At 72.6% G+C, this 16,482-nt stretch carries 12 protein-coding genes; 7 read left to right on the top strand and 5 right to left on the bottom strand.

The window, feature by feature from the left end; genetic code table 11:
- Nucleotides 1–2 precede the first annotated feature (2 nt).
- Nucleotides 3–968: an alpha/beta hydrolase gene (locus tag BUE44_RS17205; protein WP_073499462.1), complete on the top strand. Its 966-nt coding sequence runs from the start codon at nt 3–5 to the stop codon at nt 966–968.
- Here the strand turns inward: BUE44_RS17205 and BUE44_RS17200 are convergent.
- Both BUE44_RS17200 and BUE44_RS17195 read right to left on the bottom strand, forming a co-directional pair.
- A complete protein-coding gene (locus tag BUE44_RS17200; protein WP_073499254.1) occupies nt 965–1,954 on the bottom strand; it encodes an acetylxylan esterase in 990 nt (329 codons plus the stop codon). The two genes, BUE44_RS17205 and BUE44_RS17200, sit on opposite strands and share 4 nt — an antisense overlap.
- Nucleotides 1,955–2,036: 82 nt before the next feature.
- A complete protein-coding gene (locus BUE44_RS17195; protein ID WP_073499252.1) occupies nt 2,037–3,074 on the bottom strand; it encodes a LacI family DNA-binding transcriptional regulator in 1,038 nt (345 codons plus the stop codon).
- Nucleotides 3,075–3,393: 319 nt separating this feature from the next.
- Here BUE44_RS17195 and BUE44_RS17190 point away from each other — a divergent pair, with 319 nt between their 5' ends.
- From BUE44_RS17190 to BUE44_RS17165, 6 genes are all read left to right on the top strand, one after another.
- Nucleotides 3,394–4,380 carry an ABC transporter permease gene (locus BUE44_RS17190; RefSeq protein WP_073499250.1) on the top strand — a complete coding sequence of 329 codons (987 nt, stop codon included), beginning with the start codon at nt 3,394–3,396 and terminating at the stop codon, nt 4,378–4,380.
- Nucleotides 4,380–5,300 carry a carbohydrate ABC transporter permease gene (locus tag BUE44_RS17185; RefSeq protein WP_235002226.1) on the top strand — a complete coding sequence of 307 codons (921 nt, stop codon included), beginning with the start codon at nt 4,380–4,382 and terminating at the stop codon, nt 5,298–5,300. The genes BUE44_RS17190 and BUE44_RS17185 overlap by 1 nt, the downstream gene beginning before the upstream one ends.
- 93 nt (nt 5,301–5,393) lie before the next feature.
- The gene (locus tag BUE44_RS17180) at nt 5,394–7,070 is read left to right on the top strand and encodes an ABC transporter substrate-binding protein (protein ID WP_073499248.1); all 1,677 of its coding nucleotides are present in this window, start codon (nt 5,394–5,396) and stop codon (nt 7,068–7,070) included.
- 59 nt (nt 7,071–7,129) lie between these two features.
- Nucleotides 7,130–8,677 carry a GH39 family glycosyl hydrolase gene (locus tag BUE44_RS17175; protein ID WP_073499246.1) on the top strand — a complete coding sequence of 516 codons (1,548 nt, stop codon included), beginning with the start codon at nt 7,130–7,132 and terminating at the stop codon, nt 8,675–8,677.
- The gene (locus BUE44_RS17170; protein ID WP_073499244.1) at nt 8,674–9,372 is read left to right on the top strand and encodes a hypothetical protein; all 699 of its coding nucleotides are present in this window, start codon (nt 8,674–8,676) and stop codon (nt 9,370–9,372) included. The genes BUE44_RS17175 and BUE44_RS17170 overlap by 4 nt, the downstream gene beginning before the upstream one ends.
- Entirely contained in the window at nt 9,369–11,402 is a 2,034-nt protein-coding gene (locus tag BUE44_RS17165; protein WP_073499242.1) for a beta-galactosidase, read from the top strand. The genes BUE44_RS17170 and BUE44_RS17165 overlap by 4 nt, the downstream gene beginning before the upstream one ends.
- A 74-nt stretch (nt 11,403–11,476) precedes the next feature.
- On the opposite strand, the gene BUE44_RS17160 is transcribed toward BUE44_RS17165, so the two are convergent.
- The 3 genes from BUE44_RS17160 to BUE44_RS17150 form a co-directional block, all read right to left on the bottom strand.
- Complete coding sequence (locus BUE44_RS17160) at nt 11,477–13,600, bottom strand: alpha-glucuronidase (protein ID WP_322940219.1); 2,124 nt, start codon at nt 13,598–13,600, stop codon at nt 11,477–11,479.
- A gap of 211 nt (nt 13,601–13,811) precedes the next feature.
- Nucleotides 13,812–15,182, bottom strand: coding sequence for a vWA domain-containing protein (locus BUE44_RS17155; RefSeq protein WP_079189821.1), 1,371 nt, complete (start codon nt 15,180–15,182; stop codon nt 13,812–13,814).
- Entirely contained in the window at nt 15,179–16,408 is a 1,230-nt protein-coding gene (locus tag BUE44_RS17150) for an AAA family ATPase (RefSeq protein WP_073499238.1), read from the bottom strand. The genes BUE44_RS17155 and BUE44_RS17150 overlap by 4 nt, the downstream gene beginning before the upstream one ends.
- Nucleotides 16,409–16,482 lie beyond the last annotated feature (74 nt).

Here is a 16,482-nt window from a genome sequence, read left to right as displayed (position 1 = left end):
ACATGCCGCTCGACCCCCAGATCCAGGCCCTGCGCGACGAGCGTGCCCGCAGCGGTGAGCCGCCCCTCTACCTGCTCACCGTCGGGCAGGCCCGGGATGCGGACCTGGCCGCGATCCGGGCGGCCGGGGGGAGCCCTCGGGCCCTGTACGGCGTCGAGGACCGGAAGATTCCCGGGCCCGACGGCGTCCTGCCGGTGCGGGTGTACCGCCCCAGCGGCGAGGCCCAACTCCCCGTGCTGCTCTACTTCTTCGGCGGCGGCTGGACGCTCGGCAGTATCGACACCGCCGACGTCGTGTGCAGGACGCTGGCCGCCGAGGCCGGGTGCCTGGTGGTGAGCGTCGGCTACCGGCTGGCGCCCGAGAACCCGTTCCCCGCGGCGGTGCACGACTGCCATGCCGCCTTGCGCTGGGTCGCCGCGCACGCGGACGAGATCGGCGGCGATCCGGCGCGGCTCGCGGTCGGCGGGGACAGCGCGGGCGGCAACCTCGCGGCCGCGGTGACGCTGCTCGCCCGGGACCGGGGGCGCACCGCGCTGGCCGGGCAGCTCCTGGTGTACCCGAACACCGACCAGCTGGCCGGCGCCGCCCCGACGGGCGACGGCGAAGGCGACGGCGACAGTGCCGACCCGTACCTCTTCAACCACCACTCGGTGGCCTGGTACGCCCGCCACTACCTGCGCGACCCGGCCGACGCCGCCGATCCGCTGGCGTCACCGCTGCGGGCCGCCGACCTGAGCGGGCTGCCGCCGGCGCTGGTCATCACGGCCGAGTACGACCCGTTGCGCGACCAGGGCGAGGCGTACGCCCGCCGCCTCGCGGAGGCCGGCGTGCCGGTCGAGGCCACCTGCTACCCGGGCATGGCCCACGGCTTCTTCGCCATGGCCGGCGCGGTCGACGCCGCCACGACCGCCAACCTCCAGGCGGCCCGCCACCTGCGGCGCTGCTTCGGCTTGCCGGACGCCGACTAGACTCCCAATTTCGGTGCGAGCCAGCCGAGTTGGCGGCGGGTATGCAGTGCCTCGCCGCCCTCGTGGTGGTTGAACGGGTAGACGTGGACGGTACGGTCCGCGCGCCCGGGGCGGGCCGAGCCGTAGTGGTTGCAGGCGGCGAAGACCGTGCTGGGCGGGCAGACCGTGTCGCGCAGGCCGACGCCGACGTGGACGGGGGCCGTGGCGCGGCGGGCGAAGAGGACGCCGTCGACGTAGGACAGCGTGCGGCGGACCTCCGCCTCCGCCTCGCGGTGCACGGCGAGGTAGCGGACGATCTCGCCGTAGGGGTCCGCGTCCGTCAGGTCGAGGGCGCGTTGGATGTGGCACAGGAAGGGCGCCGAGACCATCAGCGCGGCCAGGTCGGGGACGAGGCCGGCGACCGCGAGTGCCAGGCCGCCGCCCTGGCTGTTGCCCACCGCGGCCACCCGTGCCGGGTCGACGCCCGGGAGCGCGCGGGCCGCGGTGACGGCGCGGACGGCGTCGGTGATCAGGCGGCGGTAGTAGTAGTCGTGCGGGGAGCGGATGCCGCGGGTCGCCACGCCGGGGCCGCCGAGGGCGCCGCCGCCGTGATCCGGGGTGTCGCCGCCGTTGCCGTACAGGTCGCCCTGGCCGCGGCTGTCCATCAGCAGGTGCGCGTAACCGGCGGCGGCCCAGGTCAGCCGCTCGTGCGGGAGGCCGCGGCCGCGACCGTACCCGAGGTACTCGACGACCGCGGGCAGCGGGGCTGCGGCCTCGCGGGGGCGGGTGAACCAGCCGCGTACGGGCTGGCCGTCGTAACCCGCGAAGGTCACGTCCCAGGTGTCGACCAGGCTCAGTCCCGCGTCCACCGGTGCGACGTCGACGAGCACCGGCGCGGCGTCCGCCTGCTTCAGCGTGGCGGCCCAGAAGGCGTCGAAGTCGTCGGGCTCGGGCACCGCGGGGGCGTACCGCTCCAGCTCGCCGAGCGGAAGGTCGAACAGGGCCACAGGTCCTCCATCGGGTACGTGCCGCGCGGGCGGGGTCCGGCCGGCGTACGCGGCACGGGCCGGGAAACGGGAATCGGGAAGGTCAGCGGTCCGGTCCCGGCGGCGCGGTGCTCTCCCGTACGACCAGTTCGGTGCCCAGGTCGATGCGGCTGGTCGGCACCTCGACGCCGGCCGCCAGGTCGAGCAGCATCCGGGTCGCCGTGCCCGCCATGTCGTGCAGCGGCTGGTGGACGGTGGTGAGCGCCGGCTCCATCCACTCGGCGACCGGCAGGTTGTCGTAGCCGACGACGGACAGGTCGCCGGGCAGTTCCAGGCCGAGATGCCGGGCGGCCCGCAGCACGCCCATGGCCTGCGCGTCGGACCCGGCGAAGACGGCGGTCGGCGGTTCGGGGAGCCGCAGCAGCTCCATGCCGTGCTCGTAGCCGGCGTTGAGGTAGAAGTTGCCGTGCCGGACCAGGCCCGGGTCCATCGCCAATCCCGCCTCGTCGTGCGCGGAGCTGAATCCGGCCACCCGGGCGCGGCTGCACAGCAGGTCCTCGGGGCCGGAGATGACGGCGATCCTGCGGTGGCCCAGCTCCAGCAGGTGGCGGGCGGCGATCAGGCCGCCGTTCCAGTTGTTGGAGCCGACGGTGGGGACCGAGGCGGGGGTCGCGCTGTCGGTGTCGACGGCGACGAAGGGGATCCGCTGCCTGCGGAGTTTCTCCTGCTGGGCGGGCGTCAGGCCGCACTGCACCAGCAGCACGCCGAGCGGCTGCCGGCCGACGATCAGGTCGAGCCAGGTGTCGGAGGGGCGGTGCCTGCCGCCCATCTGGGTGAGCACGAGTTCGACCCCGGCGGCGGCCGCCGCCTCCTCGACCCCGCGGATGATCTCCATCGCCCAGGCGGAGTCGAACTCGTGGAAGACCAGGTGGATCTGGTGGGTCGCCTCCGCCGGGCGCCGGGTCCTGCGGCGGTAGCGGTGCCGTTCGAGGCTGGCCTCGACCCGTGCCCTGGTTTCCGGCGCGACATCGGCGCGGCCGTTGAGGACCTTGGAGACGGTCGCCACCGACACGCCGACCTCGGTGGCGATGGTGGCGATCGTCGCGGCGCGCGGCCCGCCTGCTGAAACGGAACTGGTCAAAGGGGGAGCCCTACGCTGCTGGGTCTGCTGGGATGTCGAAACATTCGGTCTTCGTGCTGAAACCGACTGGGCAAAACTCATGGCCAGGCCGTGAATATACGCCACCAGGCACCCTCCGGCCAGGCCGGAAACCCGCTGTCGGACCTATTGACACCCGTTCTGACAGCTCCTTAGGCTGCCCGACACATTAAGCAAGAGTTTCGAAAGTTTCGACTCCGCCCGCTGTTTCTCACGCCGCCTCCTGGAAGGGCCTCCCCGGCCGCACCAGTGCCAGCGGCGGTGGGCGCGCGTCGCCCATCCACCGCACGGAGGCCCGACGATGAGCACGATCAGGACGGTGGAGGCACCGCCCGATGCGCGCGGCGCGGTGCGGCGCGGGAGGTCCGACCGGGCCCGCCCCCGCCGCCGCACCTGGCGCCAGTCGCTGCGCCGCGACTGGCAGTTGTACTCACTGGCGGTGCTTCCGCTGCTGTTCTTCGCGGTCTTCCGCTACCTGCCGATGATCGGCAACGTGATCGCCTTCCGCCGCTTCCAGCCCGGCGGCAGCATGTTCGGCGAGAACTGGGTCGGCCTGCGGTACTTCAAGCTCTTCTGGCACGACCCGACGTTCTGGGACGTCTTCACCAACACCCTGGTGATGGGCCTGCTGACGCTGGTCTTCTGCTTCCCGATGCCGATCGTGCTGGCGCTGCTGCTCAACGAGGTGCGCAGCCGCAGGTTCAAGCGGCTCGTGCAGTCGGTGTCCTACCTGCCGCACTTCCTGTCCACGGTGATCGTGGCCGGCGTCGTGATGCAGTTCCTGGCCGCCGACGGACCGGTGAACCAGGCGCTGCACCACTTCGGGCACTCGCCGGTCCTCTTCATCCAGCAGCCCGGCTGGTTCCGGTCGATCTACGTCTCCTCGGAGCTGTGGCAGACCGTGGGCTGGGGGACGATCCTCTACCTGGCCGCCCTCACGTCCATCGACGACAACCTCTACGAGGCCGCCAGGATCGACGGCGCCAACCGCTGGAAGCAGACCTGGCACGTCACGCTGCCCGGCATCCGGCCCACCATGGTGACGCTGCTGATCCTCAACATCGGCACCTTCATGGCCGTCGGCTTCGAGAAGATCCTGCTGCTCTACAACCCGCTGACCTACCCCACGGCGGACGTGGTCTCCACCTACCTGTACCGGATGGGCGTGCTCTCCAACAACTTCAGCTACGCGGCGGCGATCGGGCTGTTCGAGTCCCTGATCGGCCTGGTGCTGATCGTGTCGGCCAACCAGATATCCCGTCGCACGGTGGGGACGAGCCTGTGGTGATCCTGGACAGAACGCGTATCGAGACGGGCGAGGCCACCCGGCCGCCCGGGGTGCGGGTGTCCCGCGGCTACCGGGTCTTCCAGGTGGTCAACGCGCTCATCCTGACCGGGATCGTCGTCGCGACGCTCTACCCGATCGTCAACATCGTGGCCCGCTCCTTCAGCGGGGACGGCTACATCCGCTCCGGCAAGGTCAGCCTGATCCCCCGCGGCTTCAACGTCACGACCTACAAGGCCGTACTGAGCAACGGGGCCTTCTGGACGGACTACCGCAACACCGTCTTCTACACGGTGGTGGCGACGGTCGTCGCGATGTTCCTGACCACCTGCTACGCCTACGTGCTGTCCAAGAAGGACCTGCGCGGCCGGGGCGTGCTGGTCGGCGTCGCGGTCTTCACGATGTTCTTCTCCGGCGGCCTGATCCCGAACTACATCCTGGTCACCACGATGGGCCTGAGGAACAGCGTGTGGGCCATCGCGCTGCCCAACGCCGTCAGCGTCTTCAACCTGCTGGTGATGAAGGCGTTCTTCGAAGGGCTGCCGGCCGAACTGGAGGAGGCCGCCGCGATCGACGGCCTGAACACCTACGGCACCCTGTGGCGGGTCGTGCTGCCGCTGTCGAAGGCCGTGCTCGCCACGATGGTGCTCTTCTACGCCGTCTCCTTCTGGAACTCGTGGTTCACCGCCTTCCTCTACATGGACCGCTCCGACCTCTTCCCGGTCACGGTCTACCTGCGCAACCTCATCGCCGGTGCCACGACCTCGACGTCGGTCGGCTTCAGCGGCGCCGACGCGGGGGTGGCCGGCGCGAACATCCAGTCGGTGACGATCATCCTCACCACGCTGCCGATCCTGGCCGTCTACCCCTTCGTCCAGCGGTACTTCGTCTCCGGCGTCACGCTCGGCGCGGTCAAGGGCTGACGCCCCGCGGCACCCATCCGCCGGGCCCCCGCGCCCCCTTGGCACCGTCCCACCCCACCCCGAACTCCCGCACCGGCGGGAATGGAGTCTGACATGAACCACATCTCGCGGCGCTCGATGCTCGCGATCGGCGCGGCCACCCTCGGTACGGCCGCCCTCGGCCTGACCGCGTGCAGCAGCGACAGCGGCGGCGGCGACAAGGGCACGGACCTGTCGAAGAACAGAGCCGACGCCATGGACAAGTTCGCCGTCGGCGACCAGTTCAAGGCGGCCGAGCCGATCGCCTTCACCACGCTGCTCAACGACAACCCCGGCTACCCCGAGAAGGGCAGCTGGCTGTTCTGGTCCGAGCTGGCCAAGCGCACCAACGTGACGCTCAAGCCGACCGTGGTGCCGCTCAGCGACTACGAGAACAAGCGCAGCGTCATCATCGGCGCCGGCAGCGCCCCGTTCCTGATCCCCAAGACCTACCCGGGCCAGGAGGCGCCGTTCGTCGCCTCGGGGTCGATCCTGCCGATCAGCGACTACGTCGACCTGATGCCGAACTTCAAGGACAAGGTCGCCAGGTGGAACCTGCAGGGTGACGTCGACACCCTGCGGCAGGACGACGGCAAGTACTACGTCCTCCCCGGTCTGCACCAGGACGTGTGGATCGACTACTCCTTCGCGATCCGCACCGACGTGCTGGACGAGCTGGGCCTGCAGATCCCCAAGACGCTGGACGACCTGCACAGCGTGCTCACGGCGATCAAGGCGGCCAAGGGCGGCTTCCCGATGTCCGACCGCTGGAACCAGCCGACGCCCGGCGGCGCCCTGCTGCAGACCGTCGGCCAGGCCTTCGGCGCCGGTTCGGGCGGCGGCTGGGGCTACGCGAACGCGACCTTCGACACCGCGTCGGGGAAGTTCGTCTTCACCGGCTCCATGGACCAGTACAAGCAGACGCTCAGCTACGTCGCCTCGCTGGTGAAGGACGGCCTGCTGGACCCGGAGAGCTTCACCCAGACCGACGACCAGGCCAACGCCAAGTTCACCTCCGGCAAGACCTACGTCATCAGCACCAACGCCCAGGAGCTGGTGAACACCTACCGGGTGGGCCTGGCCAAGTCGGTGCCGAGCGCCAAGGTCGTCAAGATCCCGGTGCCCACCGGCCCGGCCGGTGACGTCAAGGTGGGCATCCGGCTGGAGAACGGCCTGATGATCTCCAAGAAGGCCCGCGACTCCAAGGACTTCGTGGCCCTGATCCAGTTCGTGGACTGGCTGTACTACTCCGACGACGGCCAGATCTTCGCCAAGTGGGGTGTCGAGGGCGTCACCTACACCCGCGACGCGGCCGGCAGTTTCCACCTCACCAACGACGTCGACTACGTCGGCCTCAACCCGACCGCCACCAAGAAGCTGAACGTCGACTTCGGCTTCTCCAACGGCAACTTCGCCTACGGCGGCAGCACCCAGCTGCTGGAGTCGACCTTCTCCCAGGAGGAGAAGGACTTCCAGAAGGTGATGACCGCCCGCAAGACCCTCCCCGTGCCGCCGCCGCACCCCCTCAACGCCGACGAGCAGGAGCAGTCCGCGCTGTGGGACGCGCCGCTGAAGGACTACGTCCAGCAGCAGACGCTGAAGTTCATCCTCGGCGAGCGGGACTTCGGCCAGTGGGACGCCTACGTCAGCGAGCTGAAGGGCAAGAACAGCGACGCCTACATCGACCTGGTGAACAAGGCCTACCAGCGCTTCAAGGACAACCAGGGCAAGCCGGCCGCCGACAAGAGCTGACCGCACCCCCACCCGGCCGGTCCAGGACCGGCCGGCACCGGACGTAAAGGACCATCACTGTGCGTATCGTTGTTCCCCACCAGCCCGCGGGACGGCTGACGGACGCGTGGCGCTTCTGCGTCGGGACCGGCCGGTTCGATCTCGCGCTGCGCCGCGACTACCAGGACTCCCTCGCGCTCGTCCAGCAGGACATCGGCTTCCGGCACATCAGGGGCCACGGGCTGCTGAGCGACGGCGCCGGCGTCCACCAGCCCTACGAGCACGACGGCGTGCGGCGGGTGCGGCACTCCTTCACCTACGTCGACCAGGTCGTCGACGCCTATCTCGACCTGGGCGTCAAGCCGTTCGTGGAGCTGGGCTTCATGCCCTCGGCGCTGGCCTCCGGCGACCAGACCGTCTTCTGGTGGCAGGGCAACGTCACCCCGCCGCGCGACTGGCGCGAGTGGGCCGCCCTGGTGGGCGCCACGGTCCGGCACCTCGTCGACCGCTACGGCCTGGCGGAGGTGCGGACCTGGCCGATCGAGGTGTGGAACGAGCCCAACCTGAAGGACTTCTGGGCCGGCGCCGACCAGGACGCCTACCACCGCCTCTACGAGGTCACCGCCGCCGCGGTCAAGGACGTGGACGCCGAACTCCAGGTCGGCGGGCCCTCGCTGGCACCCGGCTACCAGCCCGAGTGGCTGACGCGCTTCGCCGACTTCGTCGCCGGCAGCTCGGCTCCGATCGACTTCGTCAGCCGGCACGCCTACAGCTCGGGCCCTGCGCAGCAGGTGCCCTTCGGCACCCACCAGACGCTCGGCCCCGCCTCGGTGCTGCTGGAGCAGTTCGCGGCCCCCCGGCAGCAGCTGCAGGGCACCGCGCTCGCCGAACTGCCGGTGCACATCACCGAGTTCAACTCCTCCTACCGGCCCGACAACCCGGTCCACGACACCGCGCTGCACGCCGCCTACCTGGCGCCGGTGCTCGCGGCCGGCGGCGACCTGGTGGACTCCTTCTCCTACTGGACCTTCAGCGACGTGTTCGAGGAGGTCGGCATCCCCACCACCCTCTTCCACGGCGGCTTCGGGCTGCTGACGCACCGCCAGGTCAAGAAGCCCACCTACCACCTGTACGCCTTCATGGCCCGGTTGGGCGACACCGTGCTGGCCCGCGGCGAGGACCACCTGGTCACCCGCCACCCCGACGGCCGGATCGCCGTCCTGGCCTGGGCGCCGGTCGACGTCACCGGGGGCGAGGGCGTCGCCGGGCACACCGTGCGGCTGTCCGTCCCGGTCGGCGGCCCCGCCGGCGCCACCGTCTACGCCCAGCGTTCCTCGGTCAGCGACGACGCGGGCAACGCGTATGCCGCCTGGTGCGAGATGGGGCGCCCCGCCTCGCCCTCCCGGCGCGCGCTCGACGCGCTGCGGGAGGCCGCCGAGCCGGCCCGCAGCCACCGCTCGCTGCCGGTGGCCGGCGGCCGGGCCGACTGCGACCTGGTCCTCGGCCGGCACGAGGTCACGCTGCTGGAGCTGACCCCCGTCCACGACGAGACACCACCATGGTGGGACGAGGGCCGGCTGCTCGGCCTGGGACCGGCCGGGTCCGGTGACGCGGGAGGCGCCGGATGAGCACCCCGTCCGCGGCCCGCAGGGCCGCCGGTGACTTCGGCGAAGGACCGCTCGCGCGCGCCGCCGCCCTGGTCTACAGCCTGCTCGTGCTCGAAGTGCTGCTCGCGGTGGCCGTCGCGCCCGGCCTGCTGCTGCTCGGGCTGCTCGACCGGAACGCCGGCAGCGTGCCGCTGGCCGCGCTGTGCGCGCTGCCCGCGGGACCCGCCTGGTCCGCCGCCCTCTACGCCTGGCACCACCGCGGCCGCGACCTGGCGGAACTGCACCCGGCACGGGCGTACGCCCGCGGCTACCGGGCGGCGGTGCCCGGGGTCTTCAGGGTCTGGACGCCGTGGCTGGCCGCGACGGCGCTGTTCGGCACCGTCCTGACCCACCGCGACGCGGCCGGCGTGCCCGGCTGGTGGGTGGGGCTGCTCGCGGCCGCCGCGGTGGTCTCCGCGCTGTGGATCACCAACGCCCTGGTGATCGACGCGCTCTTCACCTTCAGGGCCGTCGACACCGCCAGGCTCGCCGCGTACTTCCTGGTCAAGTCCTTCAAGGCCACGCTCGGCAATCTGTGCGTGCTCGCCGCGGCCGTCGTCGTCACCGCGTCCGGCGCCCAGGTGCTGCCCTTCCTGCTCGCGTCGGTGATCGCCGCCGCGACGCTGCTCAACAGCCGTCCGATGATCACCGAGATCCGCGGGGAATTCACCGCATGAACCTGCCCGTCAGCTCCAGCACGCCCTTCGGCGGGGACTACAGCCCGGAGCAGTGGCCGCAGGACGTGTGGAAGGAGGACTACCGGCTCTTCGACACCGCCCGCATCGACACCGTGACCCTCGGGGTCTTCACCTGGGCCCAGACCCAACCCGCGGAAGAGCTCTACGACTTCACCGTGCTCGACGGCATCGTCGCGGAAGCGGAGGCGCACGGACGCCGGATCTGCCTGGCCACCGGCACCGGCGCGCACCCCGCGTGGATGGCCCGCGCCCACCCCGAGGTCACCCGCACCGACTTCGAGGGCCGCAGGCACCGCTACGGGCAGCGCCACAACTCCTGCCCCAGCTCACCGGTCTTCCGCCGGCTGTCCGCCGAGGTCGCCGGCCGCATCGCGGAGCGCTACGCCGACCGGCCCGCCGTCATCGCCTGGCACGTCGGCAACGAATACGGCGGCGCCTGCTACTGCGAGCGCTGCACCGCCGGCTTCCGCGGCTGGCTGCGGGAGAGGTACGGCACGCTGGAGGCGCTCAACACCGCCTGGAACACCGCCTTCTGGTCGCACACCTTCTACGACTGGGACGAGATCGAGGCGCCCTCGGCGCTCACCGAGCACTGGCGCGGCCCCGACCACACCGCCTTCCAGGGCATCACCCTGGACTACCTGCGGTTCATGTCCGACGCCATGCTCGCCAACTTCCGCGACGAGAAGGCGGCGATCCGCCGCTTCAGCGCCGGCACCCCCGTCACCACCAACTTCATGGGCATGTACCGCCCCCTGGACTACCACCGCTGGGCGCCGCACCTGGACTTCGCGTCCTGGGACAACTACCCGCCCGAGGACGGGTCCCCGGCGTGGATGGGCCTGAGCCACGACCTGATGCGCGGCCTGAAGGACGGGCAGCCGTTCTGGCTGATGGAGCAGGCGCCGACGACCACCGCGTGCCGGGACGTCAACCCGGTCAAGCGCCCCGGCGTGATGCGGCTGTGGAGCTGGCAGGCCGTCGCCCACGGCGCGGACGCGGTGCTCTACTTCCAGATGCGCGCCTCGCGCGGCGCCAGCGAGAAGTATTTCGGCGCCGTCATCAACCACGCGGGCCGCGACGACACCCGGGTCTTCCGAGAGGTCGCCTCGCTGGGAGCCGAGTTGGAGCGGTTCGGCGGCGTCGCACTGGGCGCCCGCACCCCGGCCAGGACCGCGCTGCTCTTCGACTGGGACAGCTGGTGGGCGCTGGAGATGTCCGACGGCCCGTCGCGGCTGGTGCGCTACCAGCAGGTGGTGCTCGGCTACTACCGCGCGCTGTGGGAAGCGGGCGTCGACGTCGACGTCGTGCCCGTCACCGCCGACCTGTCCGGTTACGACGTGGTCGTCGCGCCCGTGCTGCACATGCTCAAGGGTGACCTGGCGGCCCGCCTCGAAGCGGTCGCCAGGCGCGGCGGCTCGGTGCTGGCCACGTACCTGTCGGGCCGGGTCGACGAGTCCGACAACGCCTTCCTGGCGGACGTGCCGGGGCCGCTCGCCCCGCTGATGGGCGTCAGGGTCGACGAATGGGACGCCCGCGGCCCGGACTTCGCCAACCCGGTGCGGCTCGGGGAGGGCCCGCAAGGGCTGGTGGCCGAGGCGCGGCTGCTGTTCGAGCTGGTCCAGCCGCGGGGCGCCGAGGTCATCGGCACCTACCAGGCCGACTTCTACGCCGGGACGCCCGCCGTCACCAGGAATTCCTTCGGCGCCGGCCACGGCTGGTACGTCGCCGCCGGCCTGGACCAGGCGGGCGTCGGCTGGGTCGTCCGGCAGGTGCTCGACACCCACGGGATCGCCGGCCGCTACCCCGGACTGCCCGGCCTGGAGACCGCCGCGCGGGTCGCGCCCGACGGGACGCGGCTGCTGTTCCTGCTCAACCACGCGGCCGAGCCCGTCGAGGTGCCCGCCGAAGCCGGCGGCCTGGACCTGCTGACCGGCGAGCGTATCGAACCGGGCCGCCCGTTCGGCCTGGACGCCTACGGGGTGCGGGTGCTGCGCGAGGACGACTGAACCCGCGCCCCGACCCAGGACGCCGCCGCCCCCGTCCGGAGGGCGGCGGCGTCCGCCTTTCCGCGCCGCGGGCCCTACGGGATGTGCCGCCCGTGCGCGTCCGGCACACCGGACTTCCGCAGGAAGTAGGCGTTCACCTGGTCCCGCCACTCCCGCGCGCACCGCACCTGCTCGTCGAGGCGCTCCAGCACCCGCGCGTGCAGGGCCGCGTCCACCAGGCCCGCGCCGGCCAGCTCACGCCAGTGCGAGCGCGTGCGCGCCGCCTCGTCGGCACCCGCGAAGTGCGTGTCGTAGATGTGCTGGACCACCGTGGCACCCGAGTGCAGCACATGCCCGTACGGCACATGGTGGAAGAACAGCAGCAGCTCGTCGGGGCACCGCTCCTGCGACTCGTAGACCTCCGACCACGGCTGCGGATACTGCCCGGTGTAGCCGGTGCCCGTCGCGCGGGTGCGGTCCACACCGACGCCGTCGCGGTCGGCGTAGTGGTAGGTGCCCCACGGGGTGTACTCGTAACCGTCCACGTCGGGGCCGTAGTGGTGGCCGGGGCGGACCATGAAGCCGACGCCGAGCGGCGCGGTGTACCGCTCGTACGTCCGCCACGAGCCGTCCATCATCGCGTGCAGCGCACGGCGCAGCGGCGCCGGGTCGCGGGACAGCAGCGGGACGAAGGTCAGGTCGATCCACTCGTCCAGCAGCGCGACCGGGTCGGCGTGCGGGGCCCAGGCGAGCCGCCCGAAGGCGTAGAGGTTGGCCTGCGCGAGCGGGTGCCCGGTCCAGTACGGGTCGTCGCCGACGTTGGACACCGCGACCAGGCCGCCGCCCGCTGCGGGGTCGGCCACCAGCGCCGCGACCGTACGCCGCCCGTCGTCGGCCCCGCCCCACGGCTGGAATCCGAGGATCTCGCTCCACATCGGGCCCAGATAGCAGACGTGCCGCTGCTGCCCGGTGTATTCCTGCGTGACCTGGAATTCCACCGCGAGCCTGGTGGCCGGCATCGCCGCGATCACCGGCGAGACCGGCTCGCGGGTCTGGAAGTCCATCGGGCCGTGCTTGACCTGGAGCACCACATTCGCGGCGAATTCGCCGTCCAGCGGGGCGAAATGGTCGTAGGCGGCGCGCGCCCGGTCCGTCGACCGGTCGCGCCAGTCCTGCGTGTGGTCGTAGACGAAGGCCCGCCAGTGGACCTCGCCGCCGAAGGGCGCGAGAGCCTCGGCGAGCATGTTGGCGCCGTCGGCATGGCTGCGCCCGTACGTGAAAGGCCCCGGCTGGCCCTCGGAGTCGGCCTTCACCACGAAGCCGCCGAAGTCCGGTATCGCCTCGTACACCCGGGCGGCGGCCTTGCCCCACCACGCCCGGACGTCGCCGTCCAGCGGGTCGGCGGTCGGCAGCCCGCCGAGCACCACCGGCGAGGCGAAGTTGACCGACAGGTGCAGCCGGATGCCGTACGGGCGGAAGGCGTCCGCGAGGTCGGCGACGTCGCCGAGCCGCTCGGTCAGCAGCCGGGTCTCCGCGGCGTGCACGTTGACGTTGTTCACCGACACCGCGTTGATCCCGACGGCCGCGAGCAGCCGCGCGTACGCCCGTACCCGCGGCAGGTCGCCGCGCGGGCCGCCGTCGCGCCAGAAGATCGACCCGCCGGCGTACCCGCGCTCCACCTGGCCCATCACCGGGTGGACGTCGAGGTTGTCCCAGTGGTCCAGCATGCGGGTGCGCAGGGCGGGGCGGTGGACCGCGGCGGGGAGGTCGTCCTTGCCGTCACCGCCGTCCTTGCCGTCGCCGCCGTCCTCGCCGCCGAAGGCCGACTCGCCGAGCCGCACCACGTGGAAGAGGCCGTACAGCAGACCGGCCGGCGCGTCGGCGAGCACGACGGTGACGCCGCCGCGCCGGGCGAGCAGGAAGCCCTCGTCGCCGAGTGTCCCCCGCGCGCTGCGGGCCTGCGCCCGCGCCGGCTCGGGCAGCGCGGACCCGGCGCCGGTCAGCGCCAGGACCAGGTCGTACGGCCCCGTCTCGCCACCCGGCCCGCGCCCCACCCGGCCCCCGTAGGCGGCGCAGGCCCGCGCCACCTCCTCGTGGACCGTCCCGGCCGGCGCCCCCGCCTCCGCCCCCTGCACGAGGACCCGACGCGACCCGAGCGCCCGGAAAGCCTCCGGCGGCAGCCAGGCCGCGTGCACGCCGGTCGTTACGTCACCATTCACGGAAATTCCCGTTCCACTCGCTGCCCGGCCGTTGTGGCGCCGGCCCGCGTCCGAATCTACAGAAGGCGAATAGGCGGGTAAATGCCGAGGTCATCACGGGTGGGAAAAGCCTGCGGCAGCGAAATGTTTCGAGGTTCCGGTATTCGCGCCGGTAAGTCGTGGACCTTTTTCCCCGGGTGCCGGAATTCCGCCGGGACGGCGCCTTCGCCGGTCATCGACAGGCGCCCCCGACCGTGACCACGCGGGCCCAGTCGGGCGGACCGCCGCCGGTGTAGTGGGGCGTGGCGTCGTCGTACCGGCGGGTGGCGGGGGGACGGTCGAAGAGGCCGATAACGGTCCTGCACGGCGGGCGGGCCTCGGGCCACGACGTGTGCCCGTCGGTCAGGACCACGATGACGTCGGGAGCCGGCCGGGAGCGCAGGGCCCGGGCGAAGCCCGCGCGCAGGTCCGTACCGCCGCCGCCGACCAGCGCGATGCCCTCCGCGCGGCACAGCCGGTGCACGGGACCGGCCGCCGCGTCGCACGACAGCACGCTCACCAGGTCCCGGCGGCCGCCCACCGCACGGGAGATGGCGGCGACTTCGAGCAGCGCGCTGCCCAACTCGTCGTCGCTGACCGACCCGGAGGTGTCGACGACCACGCACACCCGGGGCGGCCTGCGCCGCAGGCTCGGCAGGACCGCGCCGGGCACGCTCGCCGAGCGGCGCGACGGACGGCCGTAGCTGTAGTCCTCGCCCGCGCCGCCGGAGGAGGCCGCCGAGCGGATCGCCGCGCCCAGCAACTCCCGCCAGGGCTGCGGCGGATGGAAGGCCTCCTCCGCCCACCGCCGCCACGATCCGGGCGCGTCCCCCGGACGGGCGTTGATGCCCTGCGCCACCCGGAAGCGCACCGCGTCCCGCTCCTGCCCGGTCAGCCCGTGCGCGCCCTCCGGCCCGAGGTCCCACTCGCGGTCCGCGCCGTCGACACCGCTGCCGCAGTCCAGCCAGGCCAGCGCCTCGGTGCGCCGCCCGAGCCGGATCTGCCGCAGGTAGTCCTCCATCAGCTCGCCGTTGGGCAGCCCCAACAGGCCCGGTGTCACGGCCCCTTCCGGCCTGACCAGGCCCTCGCCGAAGACGTCGTCGTTGATCTCGCAGTCCGCCGCGATGTTCATCCGCAACCGCTCCGCCGGCCCGGTCAGCCCCTGCCCGCGCGCCAGCCGCTCGCCGCGGCCGTGGTGGTCGCGCAGCAGGTGCGACACCTCGTGCACCCAGACCCCCGCCAGCTCCTCGACCGGGGTGATGTCGACGAAGACCGGTGAGACGTAGCACCGCCAGTGCCGGTCGACGGCCATCGTCGGCACCGCCCGCGAGGGGAGCGCGTGCAGGGCGAAGAGGGCGGACGCCAGGTAGGGACGGGCGCGGGCGGCGTAGAGGCGGGCGGTGAAGAGCTTGTCGAAGTCGAGTGCGGGAAGCGGGAGTTCGGCGTCCCCCGCACGGGGGGCGGGCACGGGGTCGGGGGCGGCGGCGTGCGGCCTGCGGAGGTCGCGGGGCGTCGGGAAGCGGCGGGCGGCGTCCTGGGGGGTGGGGATCGTACGGCCGGTCATCGGCCGGCCTTCGCCGTCTGCGCGACCCGGGCCGCCGTGCGGTCGGCGCGGCGGGACATCGTCACCGCTCCGGCGAGCCGCTCGATGGACGCCGGCACGTCCCAGTCCTCGCGCCGCAGGGTGGCCAGCGTGGTCGCCGGCACGACCACCAGGTCTGGGGCGCCGGTCTCCAACGCCCGCACCAGCACCGCCCACGCGGCGTCCCAGCGCTGCCGGTCGGGCCGCTCGCGCACCGCGGCGACCACCCCGTCGAGCACCGCCTGCCGCAGGTCACCCCGCTCGGGCAGCACCGCACCGGCGGGGTCGGCGAGCAGCGTCTCGGGGTCGGGCAGGTCCATCCGGTCGAGCCCGGCCAGCAGTTCGAGCCCGGGGCCGTCCCCGACCGTGCCGCGGACCAGCAGCGACAGCACCTCCCGCGAGGAGTCCGCCGCGGTGGCGAAGGCGATGAGCCGCAGCGTCATCTCCCAGCTCCTGGGTGACGGCCAAGCCCCGCCCCGGCGGGCCTCATTGGCGGGCAGCCGGTGGACGAGTCCGGGTCGCGCGGTCAGGAAGTCGCACACCGCCCGGCGGGCGAAGGCGACGGCGTCCACCAGGCCGACGGCCCCGAGCCGCGGTAGCGTCGCCCGCGGCCACGTACCGCCCAGGCCGCGGACGACGACGTCGTGGTCGTGGGTCCACTGGAGGTGGACGAACCGGTTGGCCAGCGGCGGGCTCAGCTCCCAGCCGTCCGCGGCCGAGGACCGCGGATTGGCCGCGGCGACGATCCGTACGCCGGGCGGCAGTTGGAGCGCGCCGATCCGCCGTTCCAGCACCAGTCTGAGCAGTGCGGCCTGCACGGCGGGCGGCGCGGTGGACAGCTCGTCCAGGAACAGCAGCCCGCGCCCCGCCCGTACCAGCCGGACCGCCCAGTCCGGCGGGGCCATCGGCACGCCCTGCCCGGCGGGGTCGTCACCCACGACCGGCAGCCCGGAGAAGTCGGACGGCTCGTGCACGCTGGCGATCACGGTGGTGAGGGGCAGTTCGAGTGCCGCGGCGAGCTGGTTGAGCGCCGCGGTCTTGCCGATGCCCGGCTCGCCCCAGAGCAGCACCGGCAGGTCGGCGGCGACCGCCAGCGTCAGGGCCTCCAGCTGGATGTCGGGTCGCGGTTCGGTGGCCGTGTCGCCGAGCAGGGCGAGGAGGTCTGCGGCGAGGTCGAGTTGGGAGGTGGAGCCGGTGAATGGCGTCATATGTGGTCACCTTGGGGTCGTGGCGGGCCGCACGAGGGCGCGGCGGGGCGGACTTCGGCGGGGCCTGGGCGGGG

The organism is Actinacidiphila paucisporea (assembly GCF_900142575.1).
In the GTDB taxonomy this organism is placed as follows: domain Bacteria; phylum Actinomycetota; class Actinomycetes; order Streptomycetales; family Streptomycetaceae; genus Actinacidiphila; species Actinacidiphila paucisporea.
The sequence above is the reverse complement of the archived record's forward strand: the minus strand, read 5'-3'. Positions and strand labels throughout refer to the sequence as shown.